Genomic DNA, 17,710 nt, shown 5'->3' with positions numbered 1-17,710 from the left:
GTGCAAATAGTAACGGATCAGCAATTCGTCCGCAGGAGGGCGACTATTGGCCGGCTTAGCACCCTGCTTGGGTTCGCCCTCTTCCTTGGTGGCTTCGCGCTGTCGCTTAATATAGCCGGGCCGTATTCGATCTATTACGCCTATGCCGCCTTGATCGCCGGACTCTACATCTTCAGCATCGGGCGCTACAACTTCATCCGCTGGGGGGTAAAGCCGCGCGAGGACGAGGTCATAGCCAACGCCCTTAAAGGACTGGACCACAAGTATCATCTGCTGAACTATTTACCCCAGTTACCGGTCAGGCATTTACTTCTCTCCCCCATCGGACTCTTCATCATTGACCCCAAGCAACACTATGGCCAGATCAGCCTGCGGGGGGGTGAGTGGCGCCACAAGAGGAGCATCTGGAGTTGGTTCACTGATGGGCTCGCGGAGGGTGGGCTGGGCAATCCTACGCTGGAAGCGCGACGGAATGAGGAGGCTGTTCGTCGGTACCTTGCTCAGCGATTGAGCGAAGAGGAGATGGAGCAGGTGCAGATCAAGAGCATAGTCGTCTTTATGAGCCCGCGAGCCAAGCTAGAGGTAGTGGAGCCCCAGATCCCAGCGGTGACACCAAAGGAGTTAAGGGGGCTTGTGCGCCGGCCACAAGATCAAAAGAAGATAGACCCTCAGTTACAACGTAAGATTGTCGATATCCTCACGACCCAGGGGCTTTCATGATGGGGAGTGTAGAGTCCGCCGAAGGCGGATTTGGGGGGCCATTATGAAAGAGCCTACAACCTGAAAGCCAGCAGAAGGAGGCGTAGTCAGTTGCAGGTAGCCTTCAAACGCGCAGATGAGCATTTGGCGGCCTATTACCGAGCCTACGCGACCGATGCCGGTGCCGACCTCATCGCCCTGGAGGAGACGGTCATCGAGCCGCTAGCTACCCAGAAGATAGCCACGAACATGGCTATGGCCATCCCTGAGGGGTATTATGGGATGATCACTGGCCGTTCGGGATTGGCTGCTCAGGGGCTCTTTATGCATGTGGGCACGGTGGATTCCGGCTACCGTGGCCTCATCTCAGTGGTGCTGACTAATATGGGACAGAGGCCTTTTCATATAAAGCGGGGGGATCGCATCGCCCAGCTGATCATCCTGCCCTTCCTCTCTCCGGATTTTGTAGAGGTGGCCATGCTACCGTCCAGCGAGCGATCGGACAGGGGTTGGGGTAGCAGCGGCGTCTGATTGAGGGTGAACAACGGGCTTCAAGGGGGCGTCCGCCAAAGGCGGACGAGAGAGGGGGACTGAGGGGGTGAGGGACGAGTACACGAGATTGACTTGCCTATCGAGGTGAACTAGAATACGAGCGCCGTAGTGCCGTGGCCTTAAGCCCCTAAAATCAGGCCGGACCCTCATCGCTGATACAGGGAGCGTGAGTGTACTGTGATCCCGATCTCTGATTACGTGGGAGTGAGACGTAGATTCCCTTTAGTGACGATAACCATTATTCTGATCAATATAGCTGTCTTTCTCTACGAGATCTCCCTTAGCCCACCCCATCTGGAGGGACTTATCAGAGCCCTCGGGCTTGTTCCTTACGAAATAACCGGAGGCATCGACATCCCGCCTGCCAGCCCAAGCCCCATCTATCTGACAGCTCTCACTGCGATGTTTCTCCACGGGGGATGGCTACACCTTCTGGGCAACATGCTTTATCTCTGGGTCTTCGGCGATAACGTTGAAGATTCTATGGGACATCTCGGTTTCCTGATCTTCTATCTGCTTTGTGGACTTATCGCTGCCGCAGCCTATGTTTGGGTTGAGGCGAACTCGCGCACACCAAGCATTGGGGCCAGCGGGGCCATCGCTGGTGTACTGGCGGCTTATCTCCTCCGTTTCCCGCGGGCTCGGGTACGAGTGCTTCTCTTCCTGGGTTTCTTTGTGACGATAACTACTGTCCCGGCTATCTTCCTTATCGGACTCTGGGCCCTCTTGCAGTTTTTCAGTGGCATCGGTTCGTTGGGGATTCCTGCTCAGCAGACCGGGGGCATTGCTTATTGGGCCCATATTGGGGGCTTCGCCGCTGGGCTCGTCGTGTCGGTATTCTTCCCTCGGCAGCGTCTGCAGCGCTAGGAAAGTAGGGGCGGTTCAGGAAGAAAGCCCTATTGAAAGGGGACATTGGAACGACCCCATAAAAGAGGTAGCGGTCTCGCCTCCTGGAGACGGTTCGGGTGAGGCGGTCGGCTGGATGAGTAGGGGAGCGACAAGAACTAGCAGGGTCGCCCTGGTTAAAGGCGATGATCGCTATAGGAATGCCCTGAACGCCTTGCAGCTGATCAGCGACGATATCGATCTGTCCCATAAGAAGAGCATTTTCATCAAACCCAACTTCCTTTCGACAACAGTGCAGTTGGCCGCCACCCATGTGGATGCCGTGCGGGCGGTACTGGACTTTGTGCGTGCACGCTATGCAGGCCCTATCACCATCGGTGAGGGAACAGGTGCCCCGGCCTACGAAGGCTTCCAGAACTTTGGCTATCTTGATCTGTCCCGCCAGTACGGTGTTGAACTCGTTGACCTCAATGAGGATGAGGGTGTTGAGGTACAGGTGTACGATCGCCGCTGGCAACCTCTCCGCTTGCGGGTGGCTAAGCGGGTGGTGGAAAGCGATTATCGCATTTCGGTTTGTCCTCCCAAGACGCATGACGTTGTCGTAGTGACCCTCTCGCTCAAAAATATGATTATGGGCAGCCTGTTACATCGCTTGCCGGTGGGATCGTTGGCTGTGATACGCAATCTTCTGCGCCAGACCTATCGTTATGTTCCACCCTTCGTCAAGTACTCGCCCCTCCTGGAAGGGTTGAAGAGTGTTATCGTGAACAACGTTAGTCGTAGTGATAGAGTGGCGATGCACCAGGGATATGCGGTCCATAATCTCAATCTATATCTCCTGGCCAGGATATTCCCCCCTCATCTCAGCATCATTGATGGCTTTACGGGTATGGAGGGAGACGGACCAGGGGTTGGTGAGGCCGTTGATTTGTGCGTGGCTGTCGCCAGCACCGACTTCCTGGCGGCCGATACGGTGGCGGCGAAGATGATGGGTTTTGATATCGATCAAATCGGCTATTTGCATTATTGTCGACTAGCTGGATTGGGGGTTGGTGATCTGGAGCGCATAGAGATCCTGGGGGACAGCCTCGAGCGCGTCGCCCGGAGATTTCGTCCCCACCCGACCTACCAACACCAACTCAAATGGCACTTTCCGGCGCATTCTGCCTTCGGAGAGATAGCGAAGGAGGTCGGGTTGGAGGTCCACTACGGGATGGGAAAAGATGCTACCCTTTGACTTCTCTGGATTTGGCTTGTTGGTCCTTGACGATTTAAGTCGGTTTATAGCTGGCTTGTGCATTGTTATGCCTCTGCTTCTCCTCTGGTCCTGCCTGGGTTCTCCGGGGGTCATCGATTACCTCATCCTGGTGATCCTTTTCATTGTCAGCGCAATTATCACCGTAACGGCCACCAATCTGCTTCTCTTCTACTTCTTTTGGGAGGCGACGGCTGTAGTCTGTTGGGGCATAGGCCGGTTGGGCAGCCGTGGCAGTGCGGCCGCATTGGGACCGGCTCCAGTGCAGGGTGCAGGGGCATTGGCCTCGCTCTGTATGTTCTTAGCCCTCCTCCTCCTGGCCGTCGAAAATCGCAGCCTATCTATGTCTGGATTACGGATCATCGATGCTGGACTTGTCTCCGTGCTGCTCCTGGCAGCGATCTTCCTCAAATCGGTTGGACTGTTGGCCAATGCCTGGCACCTCGGCGAGGGGAAGATCTTCTCAATTTCCAACGCCCTTTTGGCTACGGCGGGAGTGGCGGCTCTCAGTCTATATCCTTATCTGCGCTTCTTCCTTGATCTCTTTCGGGAGCAAACGGGGTGGAGGGAGATGGTTTTGTGGGGGGCGATGGGTGTGGCCCTGGCCACCGCCCTGGCTGCCGTGGCTGAGTCTGATATTAATAAAGTGGTCTCCTACGCCGCCTTCAGCCAGTTTTATCTTATAGTACTCGGCTTTACCATCGTGCCCAGGGAACAGTTTGGTGGGCTTATGCTCACCCTACTGACCTATGCCCTTGGCCTCAGTGGCTTATTTATCAGTATAGCCCTGGTCCAATCGGTCGCCGAGGCGCGTCACCTTCGCTCTTTAGGTGGGCTTCTCCCCTATATGCCCTTCACAGCCACCTTCTTCTTCCTGTTCGCCCTTTCGGTGATCGGCATCCCTCCTTTGGGGGGGTTCTTCAGCCGACTCCTGTTCAGCCTCGGACTCCTGGGTCAACAGCGTCTGGATGTGGCCCTGATCTATGTGCTGATCGTAGTTCTTACAATGGCCTACCTTATGCGTCTCTTTAGAGGCATCTTCCTGGGCGAAGTCCAGCAGGTGGTCGTCGGTGAGGGGCATTGGCCACTTTTTCTATCGGCTACATTAATCCTTTTATTGTTGCTCATCATCGGTGCTATGCCTGATAGGGTGTTAGAGTGGTTGCAGCCGGTCGTCCGTTACCTATCTTGAGTGGATGATGCATGGAATATCTGGTCCTTTATAGCCTGGTTTTACCAGCCAGCGGGGGCGTCGTATCCCTTTTGCTTGGTCGCCTCACCCCACGGCGATGGGCGAAGGTGCTACCGGCCTGGCTGGCCATCCTAGTATTGCTTCTTAACTTCTTCGTCTCGGTCAGGCTTTTTCTGGTGGCCAGAGGCGAGCCGCTGGGCGTCGTTCTGGCTCATTGGCCAGCGGTGAACTATATGTCGTATAGTCTGAATGTGGATGGTTTCGCGGCGACCATCATCGCTGGGGAGTCTCTCCTCTTTCTACTCGTGGCCCTTTTTTTCTACCAATACATACACAGGTATAAGCACGCGAACTTCTATTATTTCTTTCTTTTGGTCATCAGCAGTGTGGTTAATGGGGCTATCGCCAGCGCTGATCTGCTCACCTTCTACGTTTTCGCCGTCTTTGTCAGCATATTCTGCATGCTTTTAGTGATGATCGACTTTGAGCCGGCCATCACCCTGGCTGGCAGTAAGCTTTTCCTGATGAACGAACTGCCCGCCCTTCTTTTACTTTGCGTCGCCCTTACCTTGCAGCTGGGGCGGAACACAGGGGGCTTTGCGCAAGTAGCGGGGGCGGTGGGGCGATTACCGGATGGTTTTCTGGGCTTCAGCCTGGGCGCCTTACTGCTAGCTCTGGGGGTCAGGTCGGCTGTGATGCCCTTGCACACGTGGTTGCCGGGCACCTGCGCTGGTGCTGTGCGGCCTATCGGTGCTATTCTCTGTGGAGGAATACCGTTATTGGGACTCTACCTAACGACGCGAATCTTCCCCCCGCTTATGACTATGCCTGGGGTGCCCGACGTATCTGGCGTCTTCCTCGTTCTAGGGTCCATCTCCATCCTGGTTGGAATCTATGCCTCCCTGCGTGAGCGGGATGTTCACAGACTTCTCTGCTTCCTCAGTATCAGCCAAATTGGCTACATCTGGCTTGGATTAGGCTTGGGAAGCGAGTTGAGGGTGGGCCTGGCTATCTTCCAGATGTTGAATTATGTCTTGATCCTACCGTTGCTATTTCTGGGGGTGGAGTTGATCGTTCGGGTGGAGAAGGGGTTTGATCCCCGTGATTGGAGGGCCCAACCCCTGTCTCTGGTCTCATTGCTTTGCTTGCTTATCGGCATGCTGGCAGTCGTAGGGGCGCCGGGCACCAACGGCTTTGCCGCGCGCTTGCTGCTTTTTCGGGCCTTGCTCGCCGAGGCAAATCTTCTCCTCCTGGCTGTAGCTCTCCTGGGAGTGGTGATGATGGTTATCTCCCTACTGCGGTTGAGCGCTATCCTGTTTGCTCATTTGTTCGCTGAGGAGAGCGTGGAGGTGTCCATAGAGCAGAGGGGGGAGGGAGGGTATAGTTCCAGTGCGTTTGCGCTGGTGCCCTTGTTAGTATTGGCCGCTGGTTCGCTTTTGATGGGGTTGTTACCGCTCCCTCTGCTCCAAAGCGTCATTGGTCCAGCGAGTGGCCTCCACTTCGGCGTAGGGGTGGGGATGGTCAACCTGGGTAGGCCGTTTGGGGGCCTCCTCCTGGCGGAGATAGCGCTCCTTCTAGCCATCGTTTCAGGGGCGCTACTCTACCTTCTTGATCGTGGGTTCATCGAATGGCCAAGGGCTTACGCCTTGTTCTGTTCTCTCCGTCAGGCCTATTTTACGCCGTTGATGGAACGCCTCTGGTTTTGGGCTAAAGAGGGCTATTTCGATGTCTATGTTATCGTCCGGATGTTGTTCACGATCATTGGGGGAGGTGTGGCCGCCCTCCTTGATTGGGGATTCAGCCGCCTATCGCATTAGAATACCCTCGTCCCCTCTGTCCCCCCTTCTCCCGTCCTTCCCGTCTGGGAAGGACGGGAGAAGGGGGATTGGATCTAGGTTGTATCCCGCTTCACTCCAAGTTGTAGGGGCAACTGCGAGGGTTGCCCCTACTGCGCCATCCCTCCTTGACCCCCCGCTGGGAGAAGGGGGGATAAAGGCTTGGGGATATCTCAAGTTCTAAATATGCTTGCGCTTCTTAATCTCCTCTGTAAGTTTCGGCACCACCTCATAGACGTCGCCGACTATACCCAGGTCAGCGAATTGAAAGATGGCCGCATCGGCGCTCTTGTTTATGGCCACGATTGTGCCACTGGTCTGCATGCCGACCTTGTGCTGGACGGCCCCTGAGATACCGCAAGCGATGTAAAGCGCAGGCTTGACCGTTTTTCCTGTTTGTCCTATCTGATGGGGATAGGAGATCCAGCCGGCATCCACGGCCGCTCGAGAGGCGCCGAGAGCACCCCCAAGCACCCGGGCCAACTCTTCCAGCATGGCGAAGCCCTGAGCGTTACCGAGGCCACGTCCACCAGCGACGATGACCTGGGCTTCTTCCAGACTGACGGCGCCGGCCGTCTCGGAGGTCACCCGCTTGAGCACTTTAGCCAGTAACGCCTGTCCTCCGATTTGGGCGGGGAGATCCTCGACCTCGGCCATGCCCGGTCTGATCTCGGGAGTGATGGCGTTTAACCTGACAATGATTAGCGCTGTCTCCTCAGGGGTGGGAGCGCTTGTAACCTCAATGTTCCCCCCGAAGGCTGGCTTCTTAACGGCCAGATGGCCATCAAGAAAGATAATATCAATGACATTGGCCAAGACCCCTAAGCGCAGTTCCGCTGCCAGGCGCGCCGCCATGTCCTTGCCCGGCGGCGTGGCTCCAAAAAGGACAGCCCGCGGTCTCTTCTCTCGGATAAGTTCGGCAATGACCTGGGATTGGGGAGCGACAGGGTAATCAATGAAGCGCTGGTCCTCGGAGACGTATACCCTATGGATACCGTATGTCGAAAGCCTAGCGGCCAAGCTTCCAGCGCCTGGGCCCAGAGCCACGGCCTCGGCCTGCCCCCCACCCTCGTCGGCCAGCTGGCGTGCCTTGGTGGCCAGCTCTAGAGCTACCCGCTTTGGTATGCCATCATCTTGCTCGACGACGACCAGAACATTGTTGTTTACACCCAAGGCATTCCTCCTTAATATGCTCTCGGTCTCATTCTCAGACTATTGAATAACGGGGGTTCCAAGGGGGCGTAGCCCCTTTGGCAGGGGACTGGGGATGTGCCCCAGACTACAAAAAAAGCCCGCAGGGCCGCCTTGAACCCCCTCTGGGGTTTGGGGGAGATATTCAACACTCTCCTCATTCTCCTCAGATGATCTTGCGCATGGCCAAGAAGTCGACAATCTTGACCGCTGCCAAGCCGTCGTCCTTAATAACCTCTCCGGCCTGGCGTGGTTTGGCTGTGGCGAAGGAGACCACCTTTGTCTTTGCCCCCATTGAACCGACCTTGGAGGCATCCAGTCCAATATCAGCCAAAGACCAAACAATGATCTCAGCCTGTTTAGAGCGCATAATGCCTTTCAATGAGGGATAGCGAGGCTCGTTGATCCCTTTAATGACGGCGACCAGGGCCGGTAGAGGGCTGGAAATGACATCATAGCCCTGGTCCGAGCTGCGCTGGGTGGTTATCTGCCCATCGCCAATCTCCAGTTTAGCAGTATAGGTATGCATGGGAAGCCCCAGTAGCTCCGCTATTGCCGCGGGGACGAGCGCTGTCCCGGCGTCCGTGCTCTGCATGCCACAAAGGATCAAATCATGGGGGATCCTACCCAGGGCCTGGCTAAGAACCTGAGCCGTAGCCAGCACATCAGAACCAACGAGAGCCTGATCGCTAACGAGGACGGCCTTGTCCGCACCCATTGCGATAGCCTTGCGGATAGCGGTCTTGGCCGATTCGGGTCCCATACAGAGTATGGTCACTGTGCCCCATTTATTTTCCTTAATGCGCAGCGCCTCCTCCACGGCATACTCATCGAAGGGGTTAAGGATGTTCTCTACGGCCTCCCTGTCCAACCTCAGCTGGTCGTTGAGCCTCTTTTCGGCGGCCGTCTCTGGCACCTGTTTTATACATACGATTATGTTCAATCCTAGCCTCCGGCAATAAAATAATATCTAGGGTTTTAGGGGAGAATCAAGGGGTGAGAAGGGCTCTCGGATTATCCACTCCCGGATTTGGGCGCAATTATAGCATAGCCAAGTTGTGGTGCAAGATTGCTGAGGGATCGTAGCTGGCCGCCTCGCCTCGGCCGAAGGGTGCCTTCACCACTGCTAGGTTCTTAGTCCTCGTATGGCCGCTTATTAGCGGCTTCGCCTACCAGCGGCGACTGCCACCCGGCCGTTCGCTGCCTCTGCGGAAGCCACCCCGCTCCTTCTGCGGCCGCGCCTCGTTCACCACGATCGCCTGTCCACCAAGTATCTGCCCATTGAGTTGCTGGATGGCCTGTTGGGCCTCCTGGTTCGTGGACATCTCTACGAACCCGAATCCCCTCGACTGGCCCGAGAATTTGTCTGCGACGATCGTAGCGGACTCGACTGTCCCAACCTTTCCGAAGAATGCTTTGAGCTCCTCGACCGTAGTGGAAAGGGAGAGTCCACCTACGTACAATTTTGTCGCCATGCCGACCTCCTCTAGTCCCATGCTGGGCATGGGAGTGATTCTCTTCCGCAACAGAAAAAACTGCCTCGTAGAGGCGGAAGGGGCCCACCGGAGGCAGCGTACCATACTACTAAAGAATATACCTCATTTGTGGTAGCAATGCAAGGGTTGACTGGAGGGAATTTTGGGCTTGAAAAACGGAGGGGTGCTATTCAACATCTTTTGGATGAGAGCGTTGAATAATGGGGGTTCCAAGGGGGCGCAGCCCCTTTGGCTGAGGACTGGGGATGTACCCTCCTTCCGCAGGAAGGACAAAAAAGCCCGCAGGGCTACCTTGAACCCCTTGCGGGGGTTTGGGGGAGGAATCCAATGCTCTCTTGTTCACGAACGGAGCCAACCTCCATTCCTGTTTTGCCTGCTCTTGAACTTTCCAATTCCGCAAGTTGGAACAGATAGGGTAAACGTCTTTTGATTTTCTCCACAAGCTTTTCGTCTTCGAATACTTCTATCAAGCGGCTGGACATTCTTTATTCCTCCATTCTTGTATAGGCGAAATGGCGTGCAACGGCTTACGTGTTTGCGAAGTGCCAAAGGCATTTGGGTGAGCGAAGTGAACCGCAAACACGCTGTTAGGCGATGCGAGGGCGTTACTCATTTATTTTCCCGATGAGTTCTTACTTCGTACTTTTCTCTTGATTCTCTTATAAACAATGTAAGTTGCTCTGCTTTCTTAACATAAGACTTAGGCAGCGCTGGTTGTTCGGGATGGATACTCTCAGTTACGTAATTAGCAAAATCTTTCATCTCATGGAGAGCTTCTGCAAGTGTAATTGGAACATTTTTGTGTGTTATGTTAGGGAATGCTTTTGTGTAATATTCAATTGTTTTCCCCATCACGATAGTAAAAATATCTACTTCGGTAATCAACATCCCAGATTTAAGCGTCTGTCTAGTCCACGAAGTAGCATCGTTTAAAATAAGTTCTTTCAAAGTTCCCCAGCTATCGTTGTTCCATGCACTTGGTCTTTTGCGGCATACCAAAATACAATCATACCTGATATTCCCTTTGCTGGAGTGAAATCCACTTTTGCCTTCTGACCTCACAATGGGGGTAGCCGAGATATAAAATCCTGCATCAAGTAGAATCTTTCCAACGCTTTCCCAAGCCCATAACTTATTGTGATGAAAAGTGAATATCAACAGACCTTCGTCTTTAAGGACACGGTGACATTCAACAAGTACCTTCTTTAATCCCTGATTGAAAAACTCCATTGTTTTTCCCATCTTTTCGTTCTGCACAATTTCACTGGGATGGCTGGAAAGTTCTGGGTTAAACCATGGATATAATTCTCTGAGTCCAAGCCTTAGCCAGACATAAAAGAAATCGGCAAGTTCAGAATATTGGATATTATCAAAGTAAGGAGGGTCTGTAATAACGGCATCCACAGTTTTATTAGGAATATAGGATAAGTCCTCGGCTGTATCACAACGTAGTAAAGCTGCGCTTTTAACTTGCCTAAGTTCATCAAAACTTTGCACAATATTCCCTTCAATGCGTTCGTTCCCGGTATGCTTGCTGAAGCGATTATTACCACTCATGGGCAATCGCTCATAAGGTTTTTTACAAAACATCTTGGCACGCCGCACTTTCTCAAAACATTTAACAAACGTACAACGTCCGTATTCCGTTCCCCAGATATTGTTTTCTGTTGGCCGTTCAATAGGATGATAAGCATGCAATCCGAAGAAGAGAGAGATCTTATGCCACTCTATTTCGTACTTGCAAAACATGTTGTTTGCATCTAAGCAATCAGAAAAAGCAATAAGCATCAATTCACGAATATTGGTATCAGCGATTTTCAGAATTTCCTCTAAAAGGTGAGATAAGCATAATAATTGTCGTTCGTTGAACATATCCTTAAAATGAGTATAGCCGTGATTCACAGGACGGGGGTCACTGCGTCCTTCTGTTGGGATATTTTGGTGGGGAATAAGCAATTTATCTTCCCACTCTTTATATTCCCTCTTGGCCCGCTCCCATAGAGCAATGTCGTCTGAACCCACACGTTTGAAGAACCTTCTGCAGGAATCGCAATAACCTTCTAATGCGTGCAATTCTATATCTAAGCGTCCCCCATTTTCATTTATGGCGTCCAGAATCCGTTGTTCCTTTCTGCATTCAGGACAGCAAAATATACCTCTGGATGATACTCCTTTACGAGGGTCAAAAACCTTACCGCATTCAGGGCATCGTGTTTTGGAGTCATAGCCAACTGTTTCAATAATCTGCAAGCACTGAGGGCATAAAACGACATTTATATGGTTTCGCCGTGATAGCTCATAGTTTGGAAATAACTTTACACGGGACCCGCAAGAGCTACATTTTGCAACCTTTACCCAGAAATAATACATGACTTCTGCATCGTGACCTTGAGGGCATTTTGTGCAATAATACTGTTTAATAAAATCTCCTGCACCCTTTTCGAGCCGTTGATATGCAGTATCTAACTCAGCCAAATCAACGGGCTCGATCTCTTTCTTAGTTATAAACCAAGCCACAGGGTTAATATCAACCCCAATGGCTTTGCATCCCAGCCGAAGTGCCTCGACAATAGTTGTTCCACCACCCATAAATGGGTCAAGCACTATAGCGCCGCTAAGATTTGCTCCATTACAGAACTTATGCCATATATTATTATCCGACTCCGTATCATCACTGAAAGCAGATAGGGTTATCATCCGAAATACACTGCCTAGTCGTCGTGCCCACCATTTGTGCATCTGGTAAACGGGTTTTTTGGCATTTCCTTCTGCCATCGCCACAGAGTTGAGATATTGGACTGGGAAACTCCTTTCAATAAATTTCATATGATTACCTCATGAATTGTTTTCTAATAGGTTTTTCCACATCCCACTTCCGCTCTTTCCGTAAATTCCTTCAAACTCCCTTGTTAGTTCGTGTATTTTAGCTTCGATAACCTCGGAGAGAGACTGCCCCTTTGGATCTTTAAATATCCTACCAACCTCGGCGGCGATGTCATAAATTTGTTCTAAACATTGAGGGTCATCCGAGATAAACCCCCAGAATTCTCTCCCTGAAATCCAGTCAACGCCACCTTCTTCTTGTACATATTTCCTCACAATACTGCTGACCTGTGCCTTACCGCCGTAGCACATACCGTAAAGGGCTAATGAACCACGGTTTCGTCTCTGGGCAGAACGCAAAAGTTGAGCTATTCTTACTCCCAAATCCTTTGGAATCGTGTTTGGGCCGCTCTTAACTTGAATATGATGATGTTTACCCTTTTTAGTTTTTAGAATATCGGCACCTTCGACCCCAGTCCCCTCAGAGAACACTTTGGCAGCATCCTGTAAGGCTATGCCGAAGGATGTAACAGTCCCCCGTTCAAGCCTTTGGCTTATAAGCCATCTCACAATTGCTTCTGAATTATCGAGAGCCAGCTCCTGAGAGAGAATCCGAATAAGAAATGGATTGATGTCTAAATCGGCCATCTTTAATCTACGGACGGTCTTGACACGATTTAATAAAAACTTCCTAAAGATTTGCTCGATTTGGTTTCGTTTTTCAACATCAATTGGCATGTTTTTGTCTCCCTAATTTGCTGAAATCTTTATCTATGCTTGGATGTATTTCCTTCATAGCCTGCCCTTTCGCCTAACAGCTTATAGCCGAACCCTGGTTCGGATCGATTGGTCATCTCACGCTCGATCTGAACTTCGTTTCGCGTTTTGATGTTCTCGTCTTCCCCTGGCCTCAGTATATATCGCCATCGTTAGAAGTCAATGCCCCGCCTTGACCTTCGGACGTGAGAACGGACAACCTTGCTGCTTGGCTTATTCTTGACGGAGTCTCATCAGTGACTTATATTTTCTCCGGATCACAACGACTTTGTGGACAACCTGCCCAAGGCCCGCAGCGGCAAGATCATGCGGCGGGTGTTGAAAGCCAGGATCCTGGGCCTCCCGGAGGGGGACATCTCTACCCTGGAAGAGTAGAAAAAGGAACACTGAGGGCGTCGAAGATCAGAGGGTGCTTAGGGGCAGTGCTCAAGAAGTACTTCCCCGCCTATGAATGCAGACTTACCCTTGGACGGTTGGGGGTTTCTCTCAAATGAGGGCTATGATTCTAAAGAAGGCTCGTCCCATCGAGGACGAGCCGCTGCAACTGGTTGAAATCAGCGAGCCGATGCCGGGTCCGGGAGAGATTCGCCTGCGCATCTCTGCTTGTGGCATTTGTCATACGGACCTTCATATCGTGGAAGGTGAACTTCCTCTCAAGAGGGCTCCGCTCATCCTTGGCCATCAAATCGTGGGAAGGGTCGACAAGCGGGGAGAAAACACGGGACGTTTCCGGGAGGGGGATCGGGTAGGAGTCCCCTGGCTTTATTCCACCTGTGGAAGGTGTGCCTTTTGTCTGCGTGGGGATGAGAACCTTTGTGATGAAGCCCGCTTCACGGGATACGACGTAGACGGCGGATACGCTCAATACGGTATCGTATCCGAAGATTTCGCTTACCCTATTCCGGAGGGTTTCTCTGATGCGCAAGCTGCTCCGCTTTTGTGCGCTGGCATCATCGGGTTTCGTGCTCTGCGATTATCAAAGGTAAAGAGGGGTGAACGCCTCGGATTTTTTGGATTTGGTGCTTCGGCTCATATAGCCATTCAAGTGGCCGTTCATTGGGGTTGCGAAGTATATGTCTTTTCCAGAAGCGAAGAGCACCGCCACCTGGCGACAAGTTTAGGGGCAGTTTGGACTGGACGAGCTGAGGATGAGCCTCCCCTGAAACTGCATAGCGCGATCATCTTCGCCCCTGCCGGCCAGCTGGTACTCGACGCCTTGCGGGTGCTGGAAAAGGGAGGAACCCTGGCCCTGGCAGGTATCTATATGACCCCCATCCCGGCAATGGATTACACCGAGCACCTCTACTATGAGAGAGCCGTACGAAGCGTCACCAACAGCACCCGCAAAGATGTGGAGGAGCTTCTTCGTCTGGCCGCAGCAATTCCCATTCAGACAGAGGTTCAGACGTTCCCGCTGGAGGAAGCGAACCGCGCTCTGCTACTTCTCAAACAAGGACAGATCCAGGGGGCTGGGGTGTTGCAGGTTTCAAGTTAGAGCCGCTTTATGCTCCCTAAGAGAGTTGTTAGGAAAAGTTGAAAAGTGGATTCTAGGGGATTCCTTTAATAGATAGACAGCGCCCCTAAACCTGTCCTTGCCTGTTCGGGTAGCCATCGCCTATAATTACAGTCAGTATTATGGCGGGGGTCCCAGGGCTCTGCCTCGAAGAGTCTTCGACCTAGTCATCATGCCCCCTTCTCCCTGTGGAAGAAGGGGGTAAGGGGGATGAGGGTACTAAACATGAACGTCGCCATCCTAAATGTTACCGGCTATGCTGGCGTAGAATTGGCGCGATTGTTGTTGCGCCATCCTGGGGTACAAGTGACTGAGGTGACCGGCCGCAGCGCTGTCGGACTGCGCCTGAGTGAGGTCCTCCCTCACCTGGGTACTAGTGATCTGGTTATTCAGACAGAGATAGAGGGTCCGGTCGACCTGGCCTTCTCCGCCTTGCCCCATAAGGCGGCCGCTGAGTCCGTCGCCGAGCTGGTCAATGCGGAGGTGAAGGTTATCGACCTCAGCGCCGATTTCCGCCTGAAGGATGTCGTCGTCTACGAACAATGGTATGAGGTCGCCCATCCCGCTCCTCACCTCTTGGCTGGCTCGGTCTACGGTTTGCCAGAACTCTATAAAGAGGAGATCAAAAAGGCGCACCTAGTGGCCAGCCCGGGTTGCTATCCCACCAGCGTTATTTTGGCCTTGGCTCCGGTTATCAACCTCATCACCCCGGACATCATCGCCGATGCTAAATCGGGGCTCTCAGGGGCAGGGCGCAGCCTCAGTCTGACCACGCACTATTCTGAAGCGAACGAAAACTGTCAAGCCTATGCCCTGAAGGGACACCGCCACCTGCCGGAGATGATCCAGGAGCTAACGAAATTGCGTCAGCAGAAGATGGGGCCCTCCTCACCAGCGCTGGCCCTCACCTTCATCCCTCATCTGGTCCCGATGACGCGGGGCATCCTGAGCACCTGCTATGCACACCTTGAGAAGGATTGCTCTCCAGCCGAGATCAGGCGGCTCTATCAGGACTTCTACGCTGAGGCTCCGTTCGTCATGATCACCGACGAACCACCCCAGACGAAGCATACCTGGGGAAGCAACCGCTGTCTGATCTATCCCACGGTGGACGAGCGAACAGGCCGTTTGATCGTCATCTCTTGCTTGGATAACCTGGTGAAGGGAGCCGCCGGCCAAGCCATCCAGAGTATGAACCTTATGTTGGGCTTGGCGGAACAGACTGGGCTAGACAGCCTGCCCATCTATCCCTAAGATCAGGCTGTCAGAAGCCGACCGGTACGTGGAGGAGTATATGCATACGATAGAGCTGATACCCGATGGGGGAGTCACCAGCGTCAAGGGGTTCTTGGCCGGGGCCACCCGTTGTGGGCTCAAGACGCAGGGGCTGGATCTGGCCATTATTTACGCGGAAGTCCCATGCGCAGCCGCTGGAGTCTTCACCACTAATCGGGTCAAGGCTGCACCGATCCATCTCAGTCAAGCGCACCTGCGCCGTGGAACAGCCAGGGCCGTCGTCGTTAATAGTGGTAACGCTAATGCCTGTACCGGCGAGCAAGGTTACGCTGCTGCGCAAGAGATGGCCCAGCTGACCGCCGAACGCGTTGGGGTGCTCCCACAGGAGGTGCTGGTGGCTTCGACAGGCGTCATTGGGGTTCCTCTGGCATTAGACAAGATGCGTGCCGGGCTCAGGCAGATCACCCTGAGCGCCGCTGGTGGACATGAGGCAGCTCTGGCCATCCTTACCACCGATTCTACCCCAAAGGAGATCGCCGTTCGCGTGGATGCAGATGGGACCTCTTTTACTATCGGAGGGATGGCCAAGGGCTCCGGCATGATCCATCCCAGTCTGGCGACGATGCTCTCCTTCATCACTACCGATGCTGCGCTTGGGCTCGGATTCCCCCAAATCGCCCTTCGGCAGGCGGTGGACGTTTCGTTCAATATGATCACCGTTGATCGGGAGACGAGCACCAACGATACGGTATTCTTGCTGGCCAACAGTCAGGCTGGCCATCCGCCGATCGGCGAAGGCTCACCTCTGGCCCATGCCTTCCAGGATGGTTTGCGTTACGTGGTGACTCATCTAGCGAAGATGATCGCTCGTGATGGTGAAGGGGCCACCAGGCTCATTGAGGTTATCGTCGAGGGTGCAGCCAATGTAGAGGAGGCCCGCTTGGCCGCGCGGGCCGTGGCTGGCTCTAATCTGGTAAAGGCTGCTGTTTATGGGCGCGACCCAAATTGGGGACGCATCCTGGCTGCTGTGGGGTACAGTGGGGCCATGGTGGATGATCAACTCGCTGATATCACCATAGGGGATGTTGTCCTGATGTCCGCTGGTCAGCCTCAGCCGTACGATCGCTCCCTGGCCAGGGAGGCGCTCAGCCAGTCCGAGGTCACCATCAGGGTCGACCTGCATCTGGGGTCCAGTCGGGCTACAGCCTGGGGCTGTGACCTCACCGAGGAGTATGTTATCGTCAACAGCAAATACACAACCTAGGAGCGCATATGCAAGAGCTGGAAGGGCTGGTTCCATTGGAAGAGGCCCAGGTCTATATCGATCGCTTCGCTGGGAAGACGGTCGTCGTGAAGCTGGGGGGAAGCGCTTTGGGCAGCCATGACACTACCCTGGAAGATGTAATAATCCTAAGGAAGCTTGGTATCAACACCGTTCTGGTGCACGGCGGTGGCTCTGATATCAGCCAGTGGCTGCGGCGGATCGGGAAGGAAGCTCGCTTCGTGCAGGGGTTGCGTGTCACTGATGCTGAGACGATCGAAGTGGTGCTCATGGTGCTCGCTGGTAAGGTCAACAAGGAGCTTGTTGCTGGACTGGAATCCCGCGGGGGTCGGGCTATCGGGCTAAGCGGCATCGATGGCGGGCTGATCCGTGCTCGTCGGAAGAACGAACAGCTGGGGTTGGTTGGCGAGGTGGTGGCCATCAATTTGGCTCCACTAAAGGCGGTCATTGAGGCTGGTTATATCGCTGTCGTGGCGCCTCTTGGCTTTGGCGAGAATGGGGAGTGTCTTAATATAAACGCTGATACAGCTGCTGCGGAGATTGCGGTAGCCCTTCAGGGTGAGAAGATGATCTTTCTCACCGACGTGCCTGGCATCAGCAACCGTGCCGGAGAGCTGATCCCTTATCTAACTCCAAGCGAGGCTAGGGAGCTAATCACCAGTAAAGTGGTCTCGGGGGGAATGATTCCTAAGGTGGAGGCCTGTCTGCGCGCTCTGGACAGCGTCAAACGGGCCCATATCATTGATGGGCGAGTGCCCCATGCCCTGCTTAAAGAGCTGCTCACCGACCGTGGCATCGGCACCATGATAAGCAGGTAGTCCGTTTTAGTATGCGTGGGCCGTGGGGAGGTCAGGGAGGGTGCTCCCATCTTGGAGGGTCCCAGGGCTCTGCCCTAGTCATCATTTCCCCACTTCTCTCAAGGGGGTAGTCCAGAAGGGGTCAGCCCCCTTCTGGGAGTCCTTCGAAGAAGGATAGGGCTCCGCCTCGAAGAGTCTTTGACCTAGTCCTTATCC

16 protein-coding genes are annotated in these 17,710 nt (G+C 53.6%); 10 read left to right on the top strand and 6 right to left on the bottom strand.

Annotated features, from left to right (window positions below; all coding sequences use genetic code 11):
• The 6 genes from M1136_04250 to M1136_04225 all read left to right on the top strand — a co-directional run bounded on the left by M1136_04250 (position 1) and on the right by M1136_04225 (position 6,361).
• On the top strand, positions 1–720 hold the full coding sequence (locus tag M1136_04250; GenBank protein ID MCL5074851.1) for an NERD domain-containing protein: 720 nt from the start codon (positions 1–3) through the stop codon (positions 718–720).
• A 90-nt stretch (positions 721–810) separates the two neighbouring features.
• Positions 811–1,230, top strand: a complete 420-nt coding sequence (gene dut / locus M1136_04245) for a dUTP diphosphatase (protein ID MCL5074850.1) — start codon at positions 811–813, stop codon at positions 1,228–1,230.
• A 198-nt stretch (positions 1,231–1,428) separates the two neighbouring features.
• Entirely contained in the window at positions 1,429–2,118 is a 690-nt protein-coding gene (locus M1136_04240; GenBank protein MCL5074849.1) for a rhomboid family intramembrane serine protease, read from the top strand.
• Between the two features lie 115 nt (positions 2,119–2,233).
• Positions 2,234–3,334: a DUF362 domain-containing protein gene (locus M1136_04235; protein ID MCL5074848.1), complete on the top strand. Its 1,101-nt coding sequence runs from the start codon at positions 2,234–2,236 to the stop codon at positions 3,332–3,334.
• Positions 3,321–4,544 carry a hypothetical protein gene (locus tag M1136_04230; protein ID MCL5074847.1) on the top strand — a complete coding sequence of 408 codons (1,224 nt, stop codon included), beginning with the start codon at positions 3,321–3,323 and terminating at the stop codon, positions 4,542–4,544. Before M1136_04235 ends, M1136_04230 begins: the two co-directional genes overlap by 14 nt.
• Before the next feature lie 11 nt (positions 4,545–4,555).
• Entirely contained in the window at positions 4,556–6,361 is a 1,806-nt protein-coding gene (locus M1136_04225; GenBank protein MCL5074846.1) for a hypothetical protein, read from the top strand.
• A 198-nt stretch (positions 6,362–6,559) separates the two neighbouring features.
• On the opposite strand, the gene M1136_04220 is transcribed toward M1136_04225, so the two are convergent.
• The 6 genes from M1136_04220 to M1136_04195 all read right to left on the bottom strand — a co-directional run bounded on the left by M1136_04220 (position 6,560) and on the right by M1136_04195 (position 12,627).
• Positions 6,560–7,552, bottom strand: coding sequence for an electron transfer flavoprotein subunit alpha/FixB family protein (locus tag M1136_04220; protein ID MCL5074845.1), 993 nt, complete (start codon positions 7,550–7,552; stop codon positions 6,560–6,562).
• A 184-nt stretch (positions 7,553–7,736) separates the two neighbouring features.
• A complete protein-coding gene (locus M1136_04215; GenBank protein MCL5074844.1) occupies positions 7,737–8,513 on the bottom strand; it encodes an electron transfer flavoprotein subunit beta/FixA family protein in 777 nt (258 codons plus the stop codon).
• A gap of 226 nt (positions 8,514–8,739) precedes the next feature.
• Positions 8,740–9,045, bottom strand: coding sequence for an RNA-binding protein (locus M1136_04210; GenBank protein MCL5074843.1), 306 nt, complete (start codon positions 9,043–9,045; stop codon positions 8,740–8,742).
• A 308-nt stretch (positions 9,046–9,353) separates the two neighbouring features.
• Entirely contained in the window at positions 9,354–9,548 is a 195-nt protein-coding gene (locus M1136_04205; GenBank protein ID MCL5074842.1) for a ThaI family type II restriction endonuclease, read from the bottom strand.
• A gap of 127 nt (positions 9,549–9,675) precedes the next feature.
• On the bottom strand, positions 9,676–11,892 hold the full coding sequence (locus M1136_04200) for a hypothetical protein (GenBank protein MCL5074841.1): 2,217 nt from the start codon (positions 11,890–11,892) through the stop codon (positions 9,676–9,678).
• 9 nt (positions 11,893–11,901) lie between these two features.
• Positions 11,902–12,627, bottom strand: a complete 726-nt coding sequence (locus M1136_04195; GenBank protein MCL5074840.1) for a hypothetical protein — start codon at positions 12,625–12,627, stop codon at positions 11,902–11,904.
• 529 nt (positions 12,628–13,156) lie between these two features.
• On the opposite strand from M1136_04195, the gene M1136_04190 reads away from it, so the two are divergent.
• The 4 genes from M1136_04190 (at position 13,157) to argB (ending at position 17,515) form a co-directional block, all read left to right on the top strand.
• Positions 13,157–14,161: a zinc-dependent alcohol dehydrogenase family protein gene (locus M1136_04190; GenBank protein MCL5074839.1), complete on the top strand. Its 1,005-nt coding sequence runs from the start codon at positions 13,157–13,159 to the stop codon at positions 14,159–14,161.
• 228 nt (positions 14,162–14,389) lie between these two features.
• Positions 14,390–15,433 carry an N-acetyl-gamma-glutamyl-phosphate reductase gene (gene argC, locus M1136_04185; GenBank protein ID MCL5074838.1) on the top strand — a complete coding sequence of 348 codons (1,044 nt, stop codon included), beginning with the start codon at positions 14,390–14,392 and terminating at the stop codon, positions 15,431–15,433.
• 40 nt (positions 15,434–15,473) lie between these two features.
• Positions 15,474–16,679, top strand: coding sequence for a bifunctional glutamate N-acetyltransferase/amino-acid acetyltransferase ArgJ (gene argJ, locus M1136_04180; GenBank protein MCL5074837.1), 1,206 nt, complete (start codon positions 15,474–15,476; stop codon positions 16,677–16,679).
• Between the two features lie 8 nt (positions 16,680–16,687).
• The gene (gene argB, locus M1136_04175) at positions 16,688–17,515 is read left to right on the top strand and encodes an acetylglutamate kinase (protein MCL5074836.1); all 828 of its coding nucleotides are present in this window, start codon (positions 16,688–16,690) and stop codon (positions 17,513–17,515) included.
• The last annotated feature ends 195 nt before the right edge of the window (positions 17,516–17,710 follow it).

The sequence above is a fragment of the Chloroflexota bacterium genome (assembly GCA_023475225.1).
In the GTDB taxonomy this organism is placed as follows: domain Bacteria; phylum Chloroflexota; class UBA6077; order FW602-bin22; family JAMCVK01; genus JAMCVK01.
Note: the sequence above shows the minus strand (reverse complement) of the source record. Positions and strands in the feature narration are given on the sequence as shown.

Bases quoted from the DNA above. Each gene is read 5' to 3' on its own strand.
- M1136_04235 (MCL5074848.1), top strand. From the start codon at position 2,234: ATGAGTAGGGGAGCGACAAGAACTAGCAGGGTCGCCCTGGTTAAAGGC.
- M1136_04230 (MCL5074847.1), top strand. From the start codon at position 3,321: ATGCTACCCTTTGACTTCTCTGGATTTGGCTTGTTGGTCCTTGACGAT.
- M1136_04225 (MCL5074846.1), top strand. From the start codon at position 4,556: ATGGAATATCTGGTCCTTTATAGCCTGGTTTTACCAGCCAGCGGGGGC.
- M1136_04210 (MCL5074843.1), bottom strand. From the start codon at position 9,045: ATGGCGACAAAATTGTACGTAGGTGGACTCTCCCTTTCCACTACGGTC.
- M1136_04205 (MCL5074842.1), bottom strand. From the start codon at position 9,548: ATGTCCAGCCGCTTGATAGAAGTATTCGAAGACGAAAAGCTTGTGGAG.
- M1136_04200 (MCL5074841.1), bottom strand. From the start codon at position 11,892: ATGAAATTTATTGAAAGGAGTTTCCCAGTCCAATATCTCAACTCTGTG.
- M1136_04195 (MCL5074840.1), bottom strand. From the start codon at position 12,627: ATGCCAATTGATGTTGAAAAACGAAACCAAATCGAGCAAATCTTTAGG.
- M1136_04190 (MCL5074839.1), top strand. From the start codon at position 13,157: ATGAGGGCTATGATTCTAAAGAAGGCTCGTCCCATCGAGGACGAGCCG.
- argC (MCL5074838.1), top strand. From the start codon at position 14,390: ATGAGGGTACTAAACATGAACGTCGCCATCCTAAATGTTACCGGCTAT.
- argJ (MCL5074837.1), top strand. From the start codon at position 15,474: ATGCATACGATAGAGCTGATACCCGATGGGGGAGTCACCAGCGTCAAG.
- argB (MCL5074836.1), top strand. From the start codon at position 16,688: ATGCAAGAGCTGGAAGGGCTGGTTCCATTGGAAGAGGCCCAGGTCTAT.